Source organism: Bdellovibrio bacteriovorus, assembly GCF_025558485.1.
Classification (GTDB): domain Bacteria; phylum Bdellovibrionota; class Bdellovibrionia; order Bdellovibrionales; family Bdellovibrionaceae; genus Bdellovibrio; species Bdellovibrio bacteriovorus_G.
Genome location: NZ_CP102930.1, coordinates 1,050,722 through 1,071,666, shown reverse-complemented (window position 1 = coordinate 1,071,666; position 20,945 = coordinate 1,050,722). Strand labels below are relative to the sequence as shown.

Genomic DNA, 20,945 nt, shown 5'->3' with positions numbered 1-20,945 from the left:
AGGAAAAGAAATGAAGAAAGTTGCTGCTCTTGATCTGGGGACGAACACTTTTTTATGTCTGATTGCTGATGGTGATGAAAATGGAATTCGCAAGGTTCATCGCGATCTGGTTCAGGTGGTGCGTCTGGGGCAAGGGGTTGGGCAGACCGGTGAATTTCATCCCGATGCTTTGGACCGAGCCCGCAAATGTCTGACAGAGTTTAAAAAAGAAATTGTTGTGGAAAGAGTTGATCAGATTCTGGCAATGGCCACTTCTGCGGCCCGCGATGCGCGTAACGGACAGGAGCTTTTTCGTATTGGCGAGGAGCTGGGTATTCCCATAGAAATTATTCCCGGCGAAGACGAAGCCCGCATCACTTATCAGGGGGCCACAGCCGGAGCTAAAAATCCGAATCTAACCTCTTTGGTGGTGGATGTTGGTGGTGGTTCCACAGAATTGATCGTGGGCAAGGCTTCGGATATTTTGTTTGGCGAAAGCCTTGATATTGGAGGTGTGCGTTTGACAGAAAAGTTTATCAGCACACAGCCGGTAAAAGATGCTGATCGTAGCCGCCTGGAATCTTATATTCAGGAACAGCTGCAAAAAGTTTTGCCGGAGCTAAAGAAACACCACATTGATCAAATTGTTGCTGTTGCGGGAACCCCCACATCTTTGGTGGCAATTGAAGTGGGTGGCTTTGATGAAGCCAAAGTGGATGGGTTTTTCCTGAAGAAAGATCGTTTGCATCACTGGGTGGAAGAGTTTGCCCGTACCACAGTCGAAGAAAAAAAGACCAAGTATCAACTTGGGGGACGAGCTGATATTATTTTTGCGGGAGCTTCCATTCTTTTGGCTGTTGTGGAGGCATTGGGGTTAGAGGGCATGATGGTCTCAACCAAAGGAGTTCGTTATGGGGTGGCGCTTGAAATGCTTAGGTCTCGTTAGTTTTTTCACCAGAATTGGTTTATTCTTCGTCCTTATAATGCCGTCAGCTTTTGCGAAGGACTTTGCCAAAAAGAAGATCTCTTTGGGTGGCAAGACCTTTGTCGTAGAGGTGGCGGAAACCCCCGACCAGCATGAACGCGGCCTGATGTTCAGGACCAAGATGGGGGAGGATGAAGGCATGCTCTTTATCTTTAAAAATTCTGAAACACGTTTCTTCTGGATGAAAAATACGCTGATAGATTTATCCATCGGTTATTTTGACGCCCAGATGAAACTGATAGATGTCAAAGAGATGAAATCCGGCAAAGGTGTTCCGGATGCGGCCTTGCCATCTTATGCCAGTGCACAACCGGCAAAGTACGCACTTGAAATGAACCCGGGATGGTTCGATAAAAATAAAATAAAGTTGGGATCGAAACTAAAGATTCACTAGATCGAAAGTCCAGTGAAATTCTTAGTGTTTGCAAGCCTTCGATCTTGTGCATTAGATTGTTAATAACGCTTAACTGAAACAGTATGTTTCGTGGCATCAATCAAGGATGAATACATGATGAAAAAACTCGTTGTCTTACTAGCGTGCCTCGGTCTGGCATTCCAGGTAACAAGCTGTACGTCTAAGGATAGCCAAGCAGACTCTGAAGTAGCTGCTGATTTTGACTCTGCTGACCTTGAGAAGCTGGAAGGTGATGAGGCTCTTGAGATCGCTGGCGACGATTCCTTGGCAAGCGACCAACTTCCTGAAGACGCTTTGGGTGAAACAACCACCACAACTGAAACCACGACAACTACAACGGAAACAACCATTGCTGATGGTGAAGCGACAACAGAACACACCGATGTTGCCACCACAACTGAAACACTTCCGGCAGACCCTTTCGCAGAACAGCCTGATGTGGCGGCAACAACTCCGCCGGTAGAAACATCCACTTCTGTTGCTGAATCTGAATCTTCCAACTCTGTATTTGAAAGCTCTTCAGTCAGCGAGTCTTCGACAACAGTGGTTGATTCCGGCGTTTCTGAAGCTCCGAAGAAAGCCAACGTTCCACTGCAAAAAGTGGCAACAACGCCATGGAAAGCTGGCGGCACTTGGTACAATACAGTTTACTTTGCCCGTCCGGGTGACACTCTAAAAGGTATCAGCCAGATGATTTACGGCTCTGACAAAAGAGCTGAGTTGAAAAAAGGCAACCCGACCTTCAATTCCCGCGATGTGCGTGCTGGTGACAAAGTTTATTATAACTCTCCTCACCGCCCTGACGATTCTGCGCGCATGATCACGTATTACGAAGACAACGGCCTTGCTCCTGAAACATATGTGGCAAGATCCGGTGATAACATCAGAAAAGTTTCCAAAACTCTTCTGGGCTATGACAATGCATGGAAAGAAGTTTGGGCTTCCAACTCTGTGGACTCCAAAGGTGAGATCGCAGAAGGCACGGAACTTCGTTACTGGAGAGGCGGCGCAGTTGCGGCGGCTCCGGTTCCTCAGCAGCATCAGGAAGTAGCGGCTGCAATGCCAGAACAAGCTCCGCCGCAAATGCAGGAAGAGATCCCGGCTCCACCAATGCCTGAAGATCCAATGGCTCAGCAGGCACAGATGGACATCCCGCCGCCGCCGCCAATGGATCAGGCTGGCGACATGGCTCCACCACCTCCACCGCCGGATATGGCCCAGGAAATGGCGCCTCCACCACCGCCACCAGTTGAAGCGATCAATCCTCCGGCTCCGCAAGTGGCTGAAGAGGCTCCAACGGGCATGGATAACGACACAACAATGGCTTTGGCTGTTGTGGGTCTGGCAGCAGCAGGTTTGGCTGTGCTGATTGTGATGAGAAAGAAAAGAAAACAGAAAGAGCTTGAACAACAAGCTATGGACAACACTCACGTCGGAACATAAGCCGACGTTCAGTGAACGACAAAAAAAGAGCGAGTTTGCACTCGCTCTTTTTTTTAACCTGTGACTATGAAATCAGCCGACCTTTTTAAAGATCGTGTCCATTACGGAACGACGGTCATTTCGGGAGTTCTCCACGAAATAGATCAGGTCATCGACAATCTGCACATCCCGATTATTGACCGGCATGAACTTTACGCCGACCCCCACGGAATTGGTCCAGATGACATGCGCCGCGATCTTTCTTTCGCGACCAGCCACGATGATGACCAGGTTTAGTTTTTCATTGGCGCGAACTTCTCCGCCCTCAAACTCCAAAAAGGCTCCAGTGATGCTGATATTCTTAAGCGTGCCTTTAGTTTCCTCGCGCGCGTAATTACGCTTGAAAGAGACCTCTAGGTTGAGAGGGGTTCTTGGTGCCGGAACTTTATAAGTGTCCTCCACGTTAGACTCCTTGTGCTTAAATCTTGGATACTATCCTTTCGGTATTACAAACCAAAAATTAATAGCCAATTGGCCCCATTTTTAAAAAATCAGGTTAATTTTTGGAAAACTGGACGTCTCAGGCTCATATTTAAACACCTGAAATAGCTTCATTTTTATAAAACTAATAAAATGTGTAAGCTTAAGACATTATGAACATATTTCTGTTTTCCGGGTCTTTGTCTCAAGCCGGGACAGGTTTTCCGGTTGACAAGCGGGGGGCGGGTCTAGGACAGTGTGTTCATAACGTAAGCACGAATCCAATCGGATCAGCTCCCTAATTATTAAGTATCGCTCTTTTTTCTGATTAAAATCCTACAAGGAGAATTTGTTTGTCTGAACCTAAAGATCAACAAGGCGTTGAGGTGGTAAAAAAACGTACTCGTACAGCGAAGAGTACCACTGAAGAAACCTCAACCCCAACTCCTGCAGCGGCTTCCCAAGCACCTGCAGCCGAAGCAGCCCCTGCGGCACCAGCAGCTTCTGAAAACACCCCCGCACCTGCAGCTCCTCAAGCTGCCGCTCCAGAAGCGCGCCAAGACAGACCCCAACAGAACAACCAACGCCGTGACTTCCGCCCGCACAATCGTGACAACCGTGATCGTAATGATCGTGGAGATCGCAATGACCGTGGTGACAGAAATGATCGCGGTGGTCATCGCCACGACCGTAACAACAACCAACGTCGCGACTTCAGAAACGACCGCAATCGTGATGAAGGTCAGCCAATGGGTGACGATGGTCACTCCACCATGCCGGCTCAGGCGCAGGACGTGGATCTGGCAGACATCTCTTTGACCGATGAGGAAAAGAGCTGGTTGTCCTCCAAGGATTTGAAATCCAAAAACATCACGCAGCTGACAGAGCTTGCGACCAAGCTTAAAATTGAAAATGCCGCCGGTCTTCGTCGTCAGGACATGATCTTTGAAATCCTGAAGCGTGCTGCAAAACTGGGTCAGGACATTTATGGTTCTGGCGTTCTGGAAATCCTGCCGGATGGCTACGGCTTCCTGCGTTCTCCGGACTACAATTATCTGCCAGGTCCGGATGATATCTATGTTTCTCCGTCCCAGATCCGTCGTTTCGGTCTAAGAACCGGTGACACGGTGACAGGAACAGTTCGTCCGCCGAAAGATGGCGAGCGTTACTTTGCATTGTTGAAAGTGGACTCCCTGAACTTCGAGACCACTGAAAACGGTAAAGATAAAATCCTGTTCGACAACTTAACACCACTTTATCCAAACGAGCGTCTGAAGCTGGAACACAGCCCTGGCGAATACACAACACGCGTTGTGGATTTGATGGCTCCGCTTGGAAAAGGTCAGCGTGCTTTAATCGTGGCGCCGCCAAGAACTGGTAAAACAGTTTTGATGCAACAAATTGCCAATGCGATCACGCACAATCACCCGGAAGTAAAGCTGATCGTTCTTCTGATCGATGAACGTCCGGAAGAGGTGACCGACATGCAAAGAACTGTGAAGGGTGAAGTTGTATCCTCCACGTTCGATGAGCCACCAACTCGTCACGTTCAGGTTGCAGAGATGGTTATCGAAAAAGCAAAACGTCTGGTTGAACACAAACACGACGTTGTCATTTTGCTTGATTCCATCACTCGTTTGGCACGAGCTTACAACACGGTTGTTCCTCCTTCTGGAAAAATTTTGTCAGGTGGTGTGGATTCCAACGCTCTTCACAAACCAAAACGTTTCTTCGGTGCGGCTCGTAACATCGAAGAAGGCGGATCTTTGACTATCATCGCGACAGCCTTGATAGATACGGGTTCCCGTATGGATGAGGTTATCTTCGAGGAATTTAAAGGTACCGGTAATGCCGAGATCCACTTGGATCGCAAGCTGATGGAAAAACGTATCTTCCCTTGCATGGACATCAACAAGTCCGGCACTCGTAAGGAAGATTTGTTGGTTGATAAGGCTGACTTGAACCGCCTGTGGATCTTGAGAAAAGTATTGGCGCCGATGAACGTTATCGACGCGATGGAATTCCTGATCGACAAAGTGGAAGGCACAAAAACCAACACAGACTTCCTGAAAGCTATGTCGGGACCAGGCTAAAGAGCTTTGCTCTTTAGCGAATGGATGAGTTTAAAATTGAAAATGGAAAGGGAGTCGCAAGACTCCCTTTTTGTTTTTATGGATTTGGTTGCGGTTCAGGCTCAGGTTGAGGCGGTGGTTCTGGAGCTGGTTCGGACTTTTTTAAAGTATCTGTTTCACAGCCGCCGTAAAGACTGTCATCAATGACGCCTTCAAATGGATAGACGAAGTCAGACATCCCATCTGACCCTTCCTTGGTGGTATTCACCGCCAGTTTGTGATTGATGCCTTCGGTGGTGATTGTGATGATGCCACCTTTATCAAAGGTGACTTTACCCGGGACTTCCAAAGTTCCCTGATCCGGAGATTCCACTTTTACTTTATTGGTGTCCGAATTGTAGGACACGGACAGAAAAGGTTCCGTAAACGTGCAGTAAATGCTTTCAGCTGAAGCCACCTGAGACAAAGTCAGAACGGCCGCAAAAGGGACCAGAAACTTCATGAAATACCTCCTTGTTGGTCAATCAAGGGTAGGTGGCGCCCTGAAAGAGCTCAACGATCAGGCAGTTCCTGAGGAAAAATACAAACCGGGTTTTTGTGGTTCAAAGGTCCGGATTTCTCGGGGTCTGAAAACCGTATTAAAACCTGGGAAATATGGGAAATATGGTAATAAGTATATGGAATTTCTAAGGTTTATGGAAACTATAAGATCTTCGGTGGAGTCCCTAAGATGCCAATAAAATCAGCGATTTATGCTCGACACAGGGTAGCCAGTATGTTACATCCTTACAGCTTAAGACCCATAGGTTAAATTATTTAGAAGGAATCAGGTCATGAAACAAAACCTACACCCGAAAGTAAATACTGTTGTATTTAAAGATATCTCTTGCGACTTCAGTTTCTTGGGAACATCTACTCTTCATTCTTCCGAAACTGTTAAATGGGAAGATGGTAAAGAATATCCTCTTATCAAAGTTGAGATCTCTTCTGCATCTCACCCGTTCTTCACTGGTAAGCAACGTGTGATGGATACTGAAGGTCGTATCGATCGTTTCAAAAAACGTTACGGCAAGAAGTAAATTTCAGACCTCCGTTCGGGGGACGTTCTTGTATGAAATGCGGTTCAAAGTTCGAGCCGCATTTTCGTTTTCAGCCACAGTCATTTTCCATCTCAGCCTGAGCAGGAGCTCTTCATGTTCTCGAAGTTAGACGCAGTTGAATCTCGTTACGAAGAAGTCAATATGGCTCTTCAAAGACCGGATATTGCCTCTAATCAGACGCAGTATCGTGCGCTGATGAAGGAACTGGGCAATCTGGAAAAGATCGTTCTGGTCTATCGTGACTACCGCAAGAAAACTGAAAACCTGAAAGCCAGCAAAGAGCTTCTGACCGCAGAACAAGATGCAGAAATGCGTGAGCTGATCCGCGAAGAGGTGAAAGAGCTGGAGGCCGAACTTCCAGATCTTGAGCAGCAGTTGAAAATTGCTTTGATTCCCCGGGATCCGAACGATGACAAGAATACCATTCTTGAAATTCGTGCGGGTGCCGGAGGGGACGAGGCTGCGTTGTTTGCTGATGAACTTTTCCGTGGCTATGTTCACTATGCCTCCACTCAAGGGTGGAAGGTGGAAATGCTTTCTTTCTCTGAAGGCAATGCCGGCGGAGCCAAAGAGATCATCGCCAGCATCACCGGGGATTCTGTTTTCAGTAAAATGAAGTACGAATCCGGTGTTCACCGCGTTCAGCGTGTTCCAAAAACCGAGGCAGCCGGCCGTATTCACACTTCCACGGTGACTGTTGCCGTTATTCCGGAAGTGGAAGTTTCTGAAATCAAGATTCCAATGTCTGATATTCGTATGGAGACCATGCGTTCTCAAGGTTCTGGCGGTCAGTCGGTGAACAGAACAGAATCTGCGGTTCGTATCGTGCACTTGCCGACAGGAATCGACGTAAAATGTCAGGAAGGTAAATCACAGTCCTCCAACCGTGAGCGCGCTTTCCAGATCCTTTACGCTAAACTGCAGCAGATCGAGGACGAAAAGGCCCGTAAAGAGGCTTCCGACGTTCGTTTGGAGCAAATCGGGACCGGAGATCGTTCAGAGCGTATTCGCACTTATAATTTCCCACAGACGCGTATCACTGATCACCGTATTGGCTTGACGATTCACCAGCTGGATCAGGTTATGAGCGGCTCATTTGAGTTGCTGATTGACCCACTCATTGCTAACTTCCAAGCAGAGGCACTTAAAAAACAAGTCTCTGCTTAATGAATGAAACTAAAAGAAATACTCGATAAAACCACAGCGTTCTTCAAAGACAAAAAAATCGATACTCCACGTTTGGATGCGGAACTGCTTTTGGCCCACGGCCTGAAGCTGGAACGCATTCAGCTTTATCTGCGCTTTGATCAGCCGATGAAGGACGAAGAGTTGGCCGTTCTGCGCGAATTGGTGCGCCGTCGCGCTGCCGGAGAGCCCGTGGCCTATATTCTTGGCTATCGTGATTTTTTTGGCCATCGCTTTGAAGTAAACTCAAACGTCCTTATTCCCCGCCCTGAAACTGAGCATATTGTGGAAGATGTGTTGGCGTGGGCTCAGGATAAAACGCAGCCTTGGGGCTTCGTGGATCTGGGCTGTGGCAGTGGTTGTATTGGCTTGAGCCTTTTGAAGGAATATCCGCAGGCAAAGCTTATCGCTGTGGATCTTTCTGCCGGGGCGATTGAAACGGCACAAAGAAATGCACAAGTGTTGGATGTGGCGGACCGGGTTCAATTCCTGAACTGTGATGCGGGAAATGTCGATGCGGTTATGTCGGCTTACAAGGATTTTACCGGAAAGACACAGATCGATGTGCTGGTTTCCAATCCACCCTACATTGCACCGAATGATCCTCAAGTTGAAGAAAACGTTAAAAAATATGAACCTAATTCCGCGCTTTATGCGGAAGAAGAAGGTTTGGCCCTATTAAGGGCATGGTCGGCAGCATTTGCCCCCTACCTGAAGACGCCCGGTTTGATGCTGATGGAAATGGGAATGAGCCAAGGGGCTGCAATGAAGCAGGCTTATGAAAGCTTAAAAATATTTAACGAAATCAGTGTCATCAAAGATCTTTCTGGGCATGATAGAGTCATCCGCGGAGAAACACATGGATAAAATGGTCGTCACGGGCAATGGCCCGCTAAAAGGTACTGTCGCTACGAGTGGTGCGAAGAACGCTGCTCTGCCAATTTTGTTTTCGACTCTTCTGGCAGAGGGCACACACGTTTTCACCAACATGCCGAAGCTGAAGGATATTGAATCCACGTCTGAGCTTTTGAACAGCCTGGGATGTGAGACCAAGTGGGTGGGTGAAGAATTCCACGTGACGGTGAATAAGCCATCTTCTTTTGAAGCTTCTTACGATCTTGTTCGCAAAATGCGCGCAAGCTTCCTGTGTATGGGCCCGATGCTGGCAAAATATGGTGAAGCTGTCGTTTCCCAGCCGGGTGGCTGTGCAATTGGCAGTCGTCCGATTGATCTGCACTTGGATGGTTTTAAAGCTTTGGGTGCGACCATCACACAAAAAGAGGGCTACGTTCACGCGGGTTCTCCGAAATTGCAAGGTTCCACTTTCCTTTTTGAAACTGTGACAGTTGGCGGAACCGAGAATGTGATGATGGCAGCCACTTTGGCTAACGGTACTACCATTCTTGAAAATGCCGCGAAAGAACCCGAGATCGTGGACTTGGCCGAATATCTAAACAAAATGGGCGCGAAGATCACAGGTCACGGCACAAGCGTGATTCGCATCGAAGGTGTGCAGCAGTTAAAGCCTGCGAAGCATTCCATCATGCCGGATCGTATTGAAGCCGGAACTTTGCTGATCGCAGGCGCAATCACCAGAGGTCAGGTGACTGTTACAAAATGTGTTCCGGCGCATTTGGAAGCATTGATTCTAAAAATGCGCGAAGCGGGATTCAAAATTGAAACCACTAAAGATACCATGACTGTATTCCCATGTGAAAGATGGGAGGCGGTGGATGTGACCACGGCTCCTCACCCGTTATTCCCAACAGATCTTCAGGCACAGTTTATGGCGTTGATGACTGTGGCGCACGGAACAAGCGTTATCACAGAAACAGTATTTGAAAACCGCTTCATGCACGTGACAGAACTTTGTCGTTTGGGTGCAGATATCACTCCGAAGACACGCGTGGCGGTTATCCGTGGAAATCCGGGTCATTTGACTGGGGCACCAGTCATGGCGACGGACTTGCGTGCTAGTGCTTCGCTGGTTTTGGCGGGGCTTGTGGCTTCCGGCGAAACTGTTGTCAGTCGTATCTATCACTTGGATCGTGGGTATGAAAAACTGGAAGACAAGCTGTCTTCTTTGGGTGCGAGTATCAAAAGAATTGAATAATAAAAAAGCCCTGAATGATCAGGGCTTTTGTTTTTTTGGAACTTAAAGTCCCAGGGCATCCATTTTCTCTTTTTCGTAAGTGTCGTTTTCACCGGGATATCGAAGTTCGGATTCAAACTTCCCGCTTTCCTTGGCCAGGCCCCAGATTAAACTTTGTCCTGATGGCATGCTGTTGGGGAGCTTCTTGTACACGGGGTCCTTAAAAGCTTTCTGTGCATCGATCACCTTCCAGCCGTGATCTTTAAACATCTGAATAAGATCATCCAGGAAAAGTGCATTGAGAAGATTAAAGTGCACCAGCAGCGTATGTTTCACTTCATGTCCCAGAACCTTTTTGGAAAGCTCATTGTAGTACTGAGCCCGCTCCCACATGTGTTTCAGGTAGAAGTCTTTGAATTTGTTTAAGTCAAATTGGGGATCTTTTGCGATTTTATCGCGCAGTCGCTGATCCACATACCAGTCCGAGGCATCAATGGTGACATGCCCCCAGCGGTAGCTATTCTTTTGCATCCAGGAACGGACGGCGTCACGTTTTTCAACCGTGTCCCCTTCTGCCAGCATGGGAAAACGAAAGATCTTTTTGAAATTCTTCTGATCCTTAAGTTGTTCTTCACATTGTTGAATTTCAGCGATCTGTTCTTCGGTGGAAATTCTGCTGTCGAATCTGCGGTGGTTGACGGTGTGATTGCCAATAAGATGCCCTTGTGTGGACCACTCGGCCAGAAGTTTGCGGTCGCCTTCATCCTGTAGATATTTGCAGGTGACAAAAAGACCGGCTTTTATTTTGTGTTTCTTTAAAGCCTTCAGAATCCGGTCGTTACGTTTGTTTGCGGGCAACAGCGTTTCCTGGTGAACATTGAAATCATCCATGGTGATGCTGACTTCGGCTGCGGATGCCTGGGACAATGCGAAGAAAGTGAAGCTAAAAAGTAAGAATCTGTTCATGGATCTAACCATGGCATCTGAATTTAAAAAGTGGAACTGATAAAAAAGAAAAAGGCCTACAAGGAGGGGGATCCGTAGGCCTTTTTAAGAGAAAAAAGAACAGTCTCAGCCCGCGGAGGGGATGGGGCTGAGACTTAATGACATGAAACTACAAAGTAGCTTCGCTGATACCAAACACAAAGAAGACGACCGTTTTGTTCCCAAAACCGAAACCAGGGAGGGGGTCCACAGTTTCAAGTTCGAAGTTGGGAGCAAGTTGATGCTCAAGTTCAATACCGCTCATCATAACTTTATAACCAATGTAAGGAGTTAGATCGAACTGTGACTTCAATACGAAGAAAGTTTGCTGATCTGCCATTGCCAAAACAAGGGTGCCATCAGCCAAAGCCACAACTTCACCAGTGTGAGTTTTGAAGTTATAGTTTTGAAGGTCGGAAACACCGGCTTCTTCACCTAGCGCATTGTTTGGAAGTACACCCGCGCGAGCCACTGCTGAAATCGCGAGAACTACCAAAATATAAACTGCTATCAATGCGTTTCGGATCACTATTAACTCCCCAAATCACGATCTAACGATATCTTATAAAGCAAAGGCTGTGCCAATATGAGACAGTCGTGAGAATGCTTTATATTCGATTTGAGGTCCGATTAAAGGCAGCCCCAAACTCAAATCGGAACCAGAGGTAATTCCATTATGGGTTTAAGGTTCTATTCTGGAACCATCTTCCTTGACCAAAGCACAGACCTTGAGACGGTCTTCTCGGCGACATAGTTCTTTGCTAAAAACCACAATATAATCAAGTGTCTATGTCACGCATTCAGGTAACTTGGGTTGTTAAAACTAGAAAGGGTCAGGTCAAGGGACCTTACTCGACAGAAGCCATTCTTCGCATGATTGGCGAGGGTGTATTTTCCGGTCAGGAAATGATCTCTCGTTTGCCTGACGGTCAGTGGACGTTGATTTCCAAAGAGCCCGCTTTCTACGACAAACTTCTGGAAGCTTTGGAGGGCATCGTTGATGTCGATCCGAAAAAAGCCCAGAAGATGGAAGCTGAAACGGTCATCATTCAGGCTCCGAAGCCATCAAAACCGAAAACCGAAACCAATACAGAGAATGTTTTTGCTCCCCCTGCGAATCAAAAGCCGCTTTTGCAGCAAATTGATGTATTGGATACACCTGCTTATATTCCTCCGGCGGCAAAGATTGCTTCTGTACCTTCTGGTGGTGACAAGGATTCTGTCATTGAACTTTCCAATGTGAAGAACATGGAAAAAGGTGAATTGCAAAAATCCCTGAAGGTCCCCGCTTTGATTCTGGCAGTTGTGATTGTCCTGGGTGTGTGGTTGCTGTGGGATAATGGTCCGGCCGATGGGTCCAAGATTCATCTTCTGGCACCGGGGAAAGCTGGTGCCACCTTGTCAGATCAAGCGGTGAAAGAAAAGTTGAATGAGGCTCTGTTCGCCATGGAACAGGATACGTTTGAATCCTATGCTTCTGCGCAGAATAAGTTGGTTAGCATTATCGAAGGCGCGCCGATGAATATCGAAGTGCGCGCGTTGCTGTGTGTGGTGTACTACGAGCTGTGGCCGTATGCTGTGCAGGATGCTCAGGATATCAGAACGATTGCCTCAGTGACTCAGGCGACACGGGCGCTGAATGTGGTCAGTCCCTTTGGGCAAGTTTGTGAAGCAGTTAAGCTGCTGACGGCAGGTCGCTATAAGGAAGCCAAAGGGGCTATTGAAGCAACCTTGGAAAGCTCTGAGCCGTTTTCTCTTTTGCCTGTTTTGTACAGTTTTAAAGCGGAGCTTCTGGCGGGTGAAAAAGATTATCTGAATGCGGTTCCGTACTTTGAAAAAGCGACACAGCTTTGGGAAAAGTGGCTTGATCCGCAGGTGGCACTGGCCGAAGTTCTTTATCAGCAGGGGGACTTCACGTCTTCTGCAACCCTCCTTCGTAATGTGCTGGCGAAAAATCCGAAGCACAAAGAAGCCAAGGTGGCAGCGGGCCTTGTTGAATATAAGGGGTTTAAGAAATCAGACACAGCTTATTCTTTGTTAAATTCTGCACTGGAATCCAAAGGTCGTATTCCTTCCTTGATTGAAGCTGAAGGCTACGGTGCTTTGGCGGAAATCTTCGTTCTGCGCGGAGAGAAAAAGAAAGCTCTGGATATTGCTCAGAAGGCATTTGCTTTAAATCCTAATAACGGAGAGCTTCGCCAGTTGGTGATTCGACTGGGCGGAAGTGACAAGATCAAAGGCGAAAAAGGCCGAAACAACGAATTGCTGTATCTGGGGGATCAGTACGTGCGCCAAGGGGACTTCCTGGCGGCACAGGCAGAATTCAAGGCAGCGTTTGAGGCAGATCCCAAAAACGGGACCGCAGCGATGAAGGCCGCAAAAGCTCTGTGGCAGCTGAATCAAAGTTTTGAAGCCATTGAATGGCTGAATAAATCCATCAAGGCGGAACCGAAGCTGGTTTCGGCCTATGTTCTGCAAGCGGACTATATGTCCCAGCGCTTTGATTTTGTCGGGGCTTTGCAGATTCTGACCAATGCGATGCGAATTGCTCCGAACAACTATGAAGTTTTGCGTGGTTTGGCGCAGCTTGAATTCCGCAAAAACAACATGGTCGGGACCATCAACTATGCCCTGCGTGCGGCAAAGGCTTATGATGGGGATATTGAGACATTCATTCTGCTGTCCAAAGCCAATGGTTTGTTGGCTCGTTCAATTGTTCCCATCAATAAAAAAGAAATTGAGCGCAAAGAAAATGCCGCTAAAGATGCCATTCGTTATGCGACCAAGGCGGTGGAAATTGATGCCACCAATCCAGATGCACAAATCACCTATGCCAAGATGCTGGCGCAAACCAACGGTGTCGATTCGGGAATTACTTACCTGAATGAACTGATTAAGCGGTTCTCTTACACGATGGATTACCGTATTGCCTTGGCGGAAGTTTATAAGTCAGAAGACCGTTACAGTCAGGCCAAGGAAATTTACGAGCGCGCGGCGGAGGCCGATCCACGCAGTAAAAAAGCATGGCTGGGTTTGGGTGAAAGTGAAAAAGCTCTGGGGCTGAATGACCGGGCCTTGAAGGCTTTCCTAAGTGCTGCGGTCTTGGACCCCACGGATGGAGAAGCGTTATTCCAAGCCGGCAAATTGTATTTGGAAACCAGCCGCTTTGAGGAAGCCATTCAGCAGTTCAAACGCGTGCAAAGGTTGAATCCGAACTATCCACGAACGCATTACTATGTTGGTAAGGCGGCGTTCGCTTCGGGTGATTTTGCCACGGCATTGGAAGCATCCAAGGCTGAAAAGAAACTAAATCCCAATGTCGCGGATTCCTATGTGCTGGCGGCTGAAGTCTATACGGCCCGTCGTCAGTATGCGGAGTGTGCGGCCGAGTATTCCACGGCGATGAAGTTGCGGCCACAAGGGGCGGATATCTACGTGAAGTCGGCTCAGTGCTATCGTCAATCGGGCTCTTTGGATGTGGCAGAGGACATGTTAGCCCTGGCATCGGCTCGGGAAAGCGGTTATGCCGAAATTTACCGGGAACAGGGTGCCATCTATGAAATGAAGGGCGACACCCGCTCTGCGGCGCAAGCGTATAATAAATATTTAGGACTCTCGCCAAACGCATTGGATCGTGCTGAAATAGAAGCGAAAATGATGAGGCTTGGCAACTAAGGACGGACAACGGAGGAATCAAGGCCATGGGAATCGGCGATAAAATGCGCGGACTGGCAAGTAGCGCTCAAGAGGGCGTTAAATCATCCACAATTTCACTCTTTCATATTGGCCTGCGCTTGGTCACTGGATTGTTGCTGGGTTTGACCCTGGCTTTGATCGGTCAAGAGCTGATGGGTTATGGCACTTTTGCGTTGTTATTTGTGATGGTCGTGGTGGTTGCGGCATTGATGAAGATTCTGGCGAACTGGAGCATTGGTCAGATTTTAATTTTTGACCTGATCTGTGTTCTTGTCGTGATGCTGCTAAGAATGTATATACTGGTGGCCCCTTAAGGGCGTTGTTAAGTAGAAGGAATTTGCGATGATTGATATTAAACTTCTGGAAAAGAAAGCAGAGAACGGAACCTCTTACTACGATGAGTACAAGCAGGCGCTTGTAAATCGCGGAGCTTCGACAGAAGTGCTTGAGCAGATCATGGAGCTGAATAAAAAGCGCAAAGAAATGATCACTCAGGCGGAAAGCGCAAAGGCCAATCAAAACAAACTTAGCGGGGAAATTGGCAAGATCAAACGCGAAGGCGGTGATGCTTCCAAGATTCTGGCTGAAGTGGATGTGCTAAAAACTCAAGTAAAGGAACTGGAAGCGAAAGCAGCCGAAGCGGATCAACAGGTGACGAACCTGGCGTTGATCCTTCCAAACAAGCCGCACTCTTCTGTTCCGGTGGGTTCTTCTGAAAAAGACAATAAAGAGCTTAAAGTGGTGGGAACTCCAACCCAGTTTTCTTTCAAAGCCAAAGAACATTGGGAGCTGGGTGAAGCTCTGAATATCATTGATTTTGAAAGAGCTGGAAAAGTAACGGGCGCGCGTTTTGCCTTTATGAAAGGGGCGGCGGCGCAGTTGGAGCGTGCTTTGATTCAGTTTATGATGGACATGCACTCTACCCGTCACGGCTATACGGAAATGATTCCGCCCTTCATGGTGAACAGCAACAGCTTGGTGGGCACAGGAAACTTCCCTAAATTTAAAGAAGACGTCTTCCATCTGACAGGGACCGATTATTATCTGATCCCGACGGCAGAAGTTCCTGTGACGAATTACTACAACAACGAAATTTTGGATGAAAAAGATTTGCCACAGAGTTTCTGTGCATTTTCCCCGTGCTTCCGTTCCGAGGCTGGCAGTGCCGGACGTGATACGAAGGGTCTGATTCGTCAGCATCAGTTCGACAAAGTGGAGTTGATGACCTTCTGTCACCCGGACAAGTCTTACGAAGTTCACGAGGCATTGACGACTCACGCAGAACAAGTGCTTTTGGATTTGGAACTGCCTTTCCGTCGTATGCTTTTGTGTACGGGTGATATGGGCTTCGGATCTGCCAGAACTCATGATCTGGAAGTTTGGTTGCCGGGTCAGAATGCTTATCGTGAGATCAGCTCTTGCTCTAACTTTGAAGACTTCCAGGCTCGCCGTGCGAATATTCGTTTCCGTACAGCGGGTGGCAAACCTCAGTTCGTTCATACACTGAACGGATCTGGTTTGGCAGTGGGACGTACTTTGGTGGCGATCCTTGAAAACTACCAGCGTGAAGATGGTTCTGTGGCGATCCCTAAGGCGTTACAGTCTTATATGGGTGGCCGCACAGAGATCCGCGCGAAGTAATTCAGAAGCGCCGCGACATGGAAACAACTGCTTGAATACTCTCGTCAAAACCCATAAAACGGTCCACGGAGAGTTGGTAGAGCGGTTGAATACACCAGTCTTGAAAACTGGCAGCCCTTCGCGGGGCTCGAGGGTTCGAATCCCTCACTCTCCGCCATCATAAACCGCCGATAAGGCGGTTTTTGTGTTTCTGGGGTCTTCCTTTTATCCGTTCGGGGGTCTTTATGATGGAACTTGTCGATATCATCCTTCACCTTGATAAACATATCGCCGAATGGATCGTGTTCTTTGGCCCGTGGCTGTATGTGATTCTTTTCCTGATCATCTTTGCTGAAACTGGTTTGGTGGTAACGCCTTTCTTGCCGGGGGATTCCCTGTTGTTTGCCCTGGGCGCGTTCACCGTTGTTGAAGGTGGTCTGAATCTTTGGGTGATTTTAATCAGCCTGACGATTGCCGGGATTTTGGGTGATACCGTGAACTATCATATTGGAAAGTATCTGGGGCCGAAAGTTTTTGAATCCAATTCGCGCTTCTTCAAAAAAGAATATCTGGATCAAACACATGCTTTCTATGAGCGCTGGGGAGCTTTCACGATTGTAGCGGCACGTTTTGCTCCAATTGTTCGCACGTTTGCTCCGTTTGTTGCTGGTATTGGTGAAATGCGGTACCGCAAGTTCATCATTTACAATGTTGCGGGCGCAGTGGCTTGGGTTTGGCTCTTTGTTTTGGCGGGGCATTTCTTTGGAAATCTGCCAGTCGTGAAACAGAATTTCCATATCGTGATCTTCGGCGTGATCGGGGTGTCTTTGATCCCGATGGTATGGCCGTGGATTTCCAGTAAGTTGAAGAAGAAGAGTGTTTAAGCACTGAGCTTCGTGAGAAGCTCTTTTAAATGCGGATTGGTTTCATAGAAAATAGGGTCCGAACTTCTATAGTGCTCGCCCAGTGATTTCACCACAAAGCGGCCGCTGGCTTGGAAGAGTGGATTTTTGGAATCCAGATACTCTTTCAATTTTTCGGTCAGCTCTTTATCTAAATCTCTTTTACCACTGACTAGCAAAGCATCGGCTGATACGCGGTTGTTTTTGGAATAAACAAAGCGGCGCAGGAAGGCGATGTCTTTGGCAAGATCCCCTAACACGATAATCGCATTGGCTTGGACACGATGGTCGCTATGTTCCAGGCAGACACCAAGTTGTTCCAGCAGATTTTCTTTTACCAAATAAGGAGGCACAAAGTTAGAAGCCAGGGAAATGGCTGCCGACAAAACCTTGTCGTTGGCTTTGTTCTCCCGATTAAGATTTAGAATATCACTTAGGAATCGAGTAAAGCCATCTGCTTGGTTCTCAGTGCTCATCTTGACCTTGAAAGTCTTTAGAATGTTGAAAGCTGTAAAGAAAGCACTGTCATTCCCTGCCATAAGTTTTTTGGTCAGGAACTCATAGGCATAGACAAGATCCTCATCGCTGCGGAAGTATGTGAGCAATGTGACGTCACGATCCAAAGCCTCTTCCACTTTGGTGAATTCTTTTGCGCGATACAAAGTTGATGGTTTAGAGAATCCTTTTAACAATGTTTCCTTGGTATCCGCGATGGTGCAAAGTTCTTTCAAAGATTCTGAAGCCTCTGCATAGAATGTTGCGGAGCTGGAAGCCTTGTCATCCACCTGACTTAAAAGACGAGCGGATTCAATCAGCGGAAGACCACTCAGAGCAAACCCGGAATCCTGATTTACGAAACGAATTTTACCCAGAACAAAGCTGCCTTTGACCTTGAAGCAGTGATCGGCTTCTGCTGGCAGGGAATCTTCAATATCCTGTGCCGCCTTGAAAACACTGCGCAGACAAGCCAGGGCCATGGCTTGGGAATTTTGTGATCCTTCTTTGATGTGGAAGACGATTTCATCCCCCACATATTGATAAATCAATCCGTTGTAGCGTTCGATGAGTTCACGCGCCTGAATAAAATAAGCATTCATGATGTCGGTGACGTATTCGTCCTTCTTTTCCAAAAAGATCTGTGTGTATCCATTCAGATCCACGCGGATCATGGTGCTTTGGAAGGCGTAAGGAGCTTTTTGGCCGGACTTCATCTCGTGTAAAATCGCTGGCGTCAGGGAGTCTGAGTAGTATCTGTTTTCATGCTCCAGATACTGCTTGGTGTTTTCATAGCTTTGCGTGGCTTTAAGAAGGGTCAGACCCTCTTTGGAAAATGATTTCACCGAAGCCAGTTTTGAACGATCGCGGGTAGAAAGAATCTTTGTCAGGCTTAAGATGTCTTTAAGGAAGACATAGACAATAAGCCCGGCCAAAAGGGTCACGATCAGGATGTCCTGAATGATCAGGCCTTTCATATTAAGGGCTGTGTGCCACATGATGTCGTTCTTCTTTTGAAAGACTCCGACTGTAAATCTATAGTCCATCAGCTTGACGGTTCTAAATGCCAACTCGTCGTTCTGAAGAATCTGATTGAAAACCTGATAGTCAACGTTGATGCCATCCAGATTGTTAAAGTTATTGTGCCAAGCTATGACATCAGTACCTTTTTGAAGGATATAGAAATCCACCAGATGAATTTTTCGGGCGCTTTCCAGTCTGTCTTTGAAAAGGCTTTCATTGTCGGAAAGAACAGCGGGAATAAAGCTTTCCTGAACAAACTGCATTTGCTGCTGTCTGCGAAGAATTTCATCTTCAGTGGCCTTTTTGACATTCATATAGAATTGAGCCGAACTGGTAACGACATAGCCCAGCCAGAAGACTGCAATAATGGATATCACGACCGACTGTCGTCTATTTTTGGCGAACAAATCTGTCTCCTTGGTCAAGGAAGATAACTTCGCCTCTAGGGGCCCCTACGGTGTTTCCGTAAAGATCAAGAACTGTGATCTTCTGTGTTTCCAGCTGTTTTTTAAACTCTGGTTTTTGCAGTTTTTCTTTGGTTACCCGGTAACTGTTATTGGAAATAAACGTAACCACTTCGTCGCGAGATACATTCGCAGAGGCTTGCTGCCGTGGTGCTGAGTTGTCTGCCTTTTGATCTGTGGGGCGTTGCTTTGCTTCGATAGAAGGATTGACTGCCGCCGGTGCTCTGGATGGGGAGCCTCCAGAACTTCCTCCCATTGATGGGGTCGCAGCATTGAAACCTGGTCCTCCGCCACCAGAGAATCCGCTGCCGGAGGATGCGGTTCCGCGAGCCACCTCACCTTGTCCGGTTGGCGCATTGTTTTTTGCGCCCGAAGGACCGGCGGCTTGAGCGACTCTGGCACCACTGATTTCCCGTGATGATGAAGATGTTGCAGAGGCTGCTTGGACGTTATTGCCATCAAGAGTGATTTGTTCCACGACTCTTTCGCCGGAGCCGACCTTGTCACGAGATAGAGTGGCAAATGGGTTTGATTTAGCCTTACTGCTGCTGGCAGATTTAGAATCACTGGAACTGCTGGATGAAACTTCTGACTTTGATGAAGTGTCGGAATTTTTGTCGGCCAGTGTGTCGGAAGCAGTGGCCCGAGAATTCATGGCGCCAACCAAGTTGTTGGCCATTCTTAGAACACCACTGCTTTCAGAAGCGGATCTGGTTAAAGCCTGCTGAGATCCTGCTTCAGTTGCAGGAGCGGGATTGCTGATAGACTCTGACAGCCTAGGAGCTTCCGGAATACTGGTTTGCGCAACGGTCATTTCTTTTGGGATGTTAGCCGTGGCTTGGGAAGCAGCGACTTGGTTTCCTGTCGCAGCAGGTGCTCGTGCCGGTGCTTTCTCCGCTGCGGGAGACTTTGCGACCTCTGTGCCTTTTGTTTTCGGCTGTGCTGAGGCATCTGGTCTTTTGCTTTCGCCGGTTTTTACGTTGGCTGTGTTTTCGCTGCCCACATCCTCGATAGCTTGGGAGACCTTTTCGTTAGAAATTATCCCTTGAAATGACTTTGTATTTGTACTGTTGCTAGCCAATCGCATACTTTTTTTTATACAGATTGATTCCACGACTTTTACATCATCTTCGGATTCAAGGCCCGCACGATGAAGAAGTTCATGTTCTATTTCTGTGCTATTTATACGGCTCTTATTTTTTTCCAGAAGCGGTGTGTTTATATGAATTTGTCTTTTTTCGGTGGTACTGATGACTGCACTTTGTCCCTCGACTGGTTCGCATCTTATTAGTGGGGAGTTGTCTTCGATTTGATGTGTAAGTTGTGCTGCCTGAAGTTGATATCGTGCAATCAAGAGCTCTGGTGGAGTTTTAAGTGTGTTATTTTCTTTGGCAAGCTCAAGGAACTTAGGGTCAGTAAGGCAGCTATTTAGACCTGATCTTTTACTAAGGGAACTTTTTAATCCACTTTGTATGGAGCTAAGTTCTTTTTTTTCCAGATTTTCGTAACATTCGGACGACACTAATTTAGTGTCGATCAACTTCATTAGAGACGTTTCTTGAATATTCTCAGCAAATGATTTCATTTTCTCTTGGATTTTTTCGATTTCGCATTTTACTTCTTCCTCGGAAAGATTCATCAGAATAGGCGCTCTTTGGGTTGCTGACTCTAGAAGAAATTTTTGGCCTACTTTGTTGTAAGAAACCAGGCTAACAATTTTAGAGCCTACATGCTTGATTTTAAAGTGGCTTGGTTGCCCATGCTCAAAACTGACATGAACTTCGCTGGCACCTTTTCGCAGATACCAGTGATCAATTTGACCGTCCCAATCGCTATCAATGCGGATGTCTTCATAGTCCTTATATGAAATCACAAAACGACCGACTTCGCGGCCGCCGGGATTATAAAGGATCTTGCTTGCATCCAATGCCTTACGCTGTGGTGTTTGAGCCCACAGATTTGGAAGCAAATAGAGAATGGCGATGATTACTTTCACGTCCAATACATCGGTAAAAACCCAATAATGGTTTA

Annotated in this window: 18 protein-coding genes and 1 tRNA gene; 13 read left to right on the top strand and 6 right to left on the bottom strand. The window is 47.3% G+C overall.

What is annotated here, in order from left to right:
* Nucleotides 1–10: 10 nt before the first annotated feature.
* The 3 genes from EZJ49_RS05405 to EZJ49_RS05395 all read left to right on the top strand — a co-directional run bounded on the left by EZJ49_RS05405 (nucleotide 11) and on the right by EZJ49_RS05395 (nucleotide 2,822).
* Nucleotides 11–925 carry a Ppx/GppA phosphatase family protein gene (locus EZJ49_RS05405; protein ID WP_262555026.1) on the top strand — a complete coding sequence of 305 codons (915 nt, stop codon included), beginning with the start codon at nucleotides 11–13 and terminating at the stop codon, nucleotides 923–925.
* A gap of 37 nt (nucleotides 926–962) precedes the next feature.
* Nucleotides 963–1,358, top strand: a complete 396-nt coding sequence (locus EZJ49_RS05400) for a DUF192 domain-containing protein (protein WP_262555025.1) — start codon at nucleotides 963–965, stop codon at nucleotides 1,356–1,358.
* A 114-nt stretch (nucleotides 1,359–1,472) separates the two neighbouring features.
* A complete protein-coding gene (locus tag EZJ49_RS05395) occupies nucleotides 1,473–2,822 on the top strand; it encodes an LPXTG cell wall anchor domain-containing protein (protein WP_262555022.1) in 1,350 nt (449 codons plus the stop codon).
* Between the two features lie 72 nt (nucleotides 2,823–2,894).
* Here the strand turns inward: EZJ49_RS05395 and EZJ49_RS05390 are convergent, their stop codons facing one another.
* Nucleotides 2,895–3,263, bottom strand: a complete 369-nt coding sequence (locus EZJ49_RS05390) for a PilZ domain-containing protein (protein WP_262555020.1) — start codon at nucleotides 3,261–3,263, stop codon at nucleotides 2,895–2,897.
* A gap of 371 nt (nucleotides 3,264–3,634) precedes the next feature.
* On the opposite strand from EZJ49_RS05390, the gene rho reads away from it, so the two are divergent.
* Entirely contained in the window at nucleotides 3,635–5,374 is a 1,740-nt protein-coding gene (gene rho, locus EZJ49_RS05385; RefSeq protein ID WP_410468747.1) for a transcription termination factor Rho, read from the top strand.
* Between the two features lie 76 nt (nucleotides 5,375–5,450).
* Here rho and EZJ49_RS05380 read toward each other — a convergent pair whose 3' ends face one another.
* A complete protein-coding gene (locus EZJ49_RS05380; RefSeq protein WP_262555018.1) occupies nucleotides 5,451–5,855 on the bottom strand; it encodes a hypothetical protein in 405 nt (134 codons plus the stop codon).
* A gap of 331 nt (nucleotides 5,856–6,186) precedes the next feature.
* Here EZJ49_RS05380 and EZJ49_RS05375 point away from each other — a divergent pair, with 331 nt between their 5' ends.
* From EZJ49_RS05375 to murA, 4 genes are all read left to right on the top strand, one after another.
* Nucleotides 6,187–6,432, top strand: coding sequence for a type B 50S ribosomal protein L31 (locus tag EZJ49_RS05375; RefSeq protein ID WP_011162689.1), 246 nt, complete (start codon nucleotides 6,187–6,189; stop codon nucleotides 6,430–6,432).
* A 114-nt stretch (nucleotides 6,433–6,546) separates the two neighbouring features.
* Nucleotides 6,547–7,620 carry a peptide chain release factor 1 gene (prfA, locus tag EZJ49_RS05370; RefSeq protein ID WP_262555014.1) on the top strand — a complete coding sequence of 358 codons (1,074 nt, stop codon included), beginning with the start codon at nucleotides 6,547–6,549 and terminating at the stop codon, nucleotides 7,618–7,620.
* 3 nt (nucleotides 7,621–7,623) lie between these two features.
* Nucleotides 7,624–8,505 (top strand): peptide chain release factor N(5)-glutamine methyltransferase, encoded by an 882-nt coding sequence (gene prmC / locus EZJ49_RS05365; protein WP_262555012.1) that lies wholly within the window; start codon nucleotides 7,624–7,626, stop codon nucleotides 8,503–8,505.
* On the top strand, nucleotides 8,498–9,751 hold the full coding sequence (gene murA, locus EZJ49_RS05360; RefSeq protein ID WP_262555010.1) for a UDP-N-acetylglucosamine 1-carboxyvinyltransferase: 1,254 nt from the start codon (nucleotides 8,498–8,500) through the stop codon (nucleotides 9,749–9,751). The genes prmC and murA overlap by 8 nt, the downstream gene beginning before the upstream one ends.
* A 42-nt stretch (nucleotides 9,752–9,793) precedes the next feature.
* On the opposite strand, the gene EZJ49_RS05355 is transcribed toward murA, so the two are convergent.
* Both EZJ49_RS05355 and EZJ49_RS05350 read right to left on the bottom strand, forming a co-directional pair.
* Nucleotides 9,794–10,696: a polysaccharide deacetylase family protein gene (locus tag EZJ49_RS05355; protein ID WP_262555008.1), complete on the bottom strand. Its 903-nt coding sequence runs from the start codon at nucleotides 10,694–10,696 to the stop codon at nucleotides 9,794–9,796.
* Nucleotides 10,697–10,844: 148 nt separating this feature from the next.
* The gene (locus tag EZJ49_RS05350; RefSeq protein ID WP_262555006.1) at nucleotides 10,845–11,243 is read right to left on the bottom strand and encodes a hypothetical protein; all 399 of its coding nucleotides are present in this window, start codon (nucleotides 11,241–11,243) and stop codon (nucleotides 10,845–10,847) included.
* A 260-nt stretch (nucleotides 11,244–11,503) separates the two neighbouring features.
* Between EZJ49_RS05350 and EZJ49_RS05345 the strand changes: the two genes are divergently transcribed.
* The 5 genes from EZJ49_RS05345 (at nucleotide 11,504) to EZJ49_RS05325 (ending at nucleotide 16,914) form a co-directional block, all read left to right on the top strand.
* Nucleotides 11,504–14,389, top strand: a complete 2,886-nt coding sequence (locus tag EZJ49_RS05345; protein ID WP_262555005.1) for a tetratricopeptide repeat protein — start codon at nucleotides 11,504–11,506, stop codon at nucleotides 14,387–14,389.
* 26 nt (nucleotides 14,390–14,415) lie between these two features.
* A complete protein-coding gene (locus tag EZJ49_RS05340) occupies nucleotides 14,416–14,724 on the top strand; it encodes a hypothetical protein (RefSeq protein ID WP_262555004.1) in 309 nt (102 codons plus the stop codon).
* 28 nt (nucleotides 14,725–14,752) lie between these two features.
* Entirely contained in the window at nucleotides 14,753–16,051 is a 1,299-nt protein-coding gene (gene serS, locus EZJ49_RS05335; RefSeq protein WP_262555003.1) for a serine--tRNA ligase, read from the top strand.
* Nucleotides 16,052–16,118: 67 nt separating this feature from the next.
* Nucleotides 16,119–16,208, top strand: a tRNA-Ser gene (locus EZJ49_RS05330).
* Between the two features lie 70 nt (nucleotides 16,209–16,278).
* On the top strand, nucleotides 16,279–16,914 hold the full coding sequence (locus EZJ49_RS05325) for a DedA family protein (protein WP_410468758.1): 636 nt from the start codon (nucleotides 16,279–16,281) through the stop codon (nucleotides 16,912–16,914).
* Here EZJ49_RS05325 and EZJ49_RS05320 read toward each other — a convergent pair.
* Together EZJ49_RS05320 and EZJ49_RS05315 are read right to left on the bottom strand one after the other, a co-directional pair.
* Nucleotides 16,911–18,857, bottom strand: a complete 1,947-nt coding sequence (locus tag EZJ49_RS05320) for an adenylate cyclase (RefSeq protein ID WP_262554999.1) — start codon at nucleotides 18,855–18,857, stop codon at nucleotides 16,911–16,913. The genes EZJ49_RS05325 and EZJ49_RS05320 overlap by 4 nt on opposite strands.
* Complete coding sequence (locus EZJ49_RS05315) at nucleotides 18,841–20,910, bottom strand: hypothetical protein (protein ID WP_262554998.1); 2,070 nt, start codon at nucleotides 20,908–20,910, stop codon at nucleotides 18,841–18,843. Before EZJ49_RS05315 ends, EZJ49_RS05320 begins: the two co-directional genes overlap by 17 nt.
* Nucleotides 20,911–20,945: the final 35 nt, after the last annotated feature.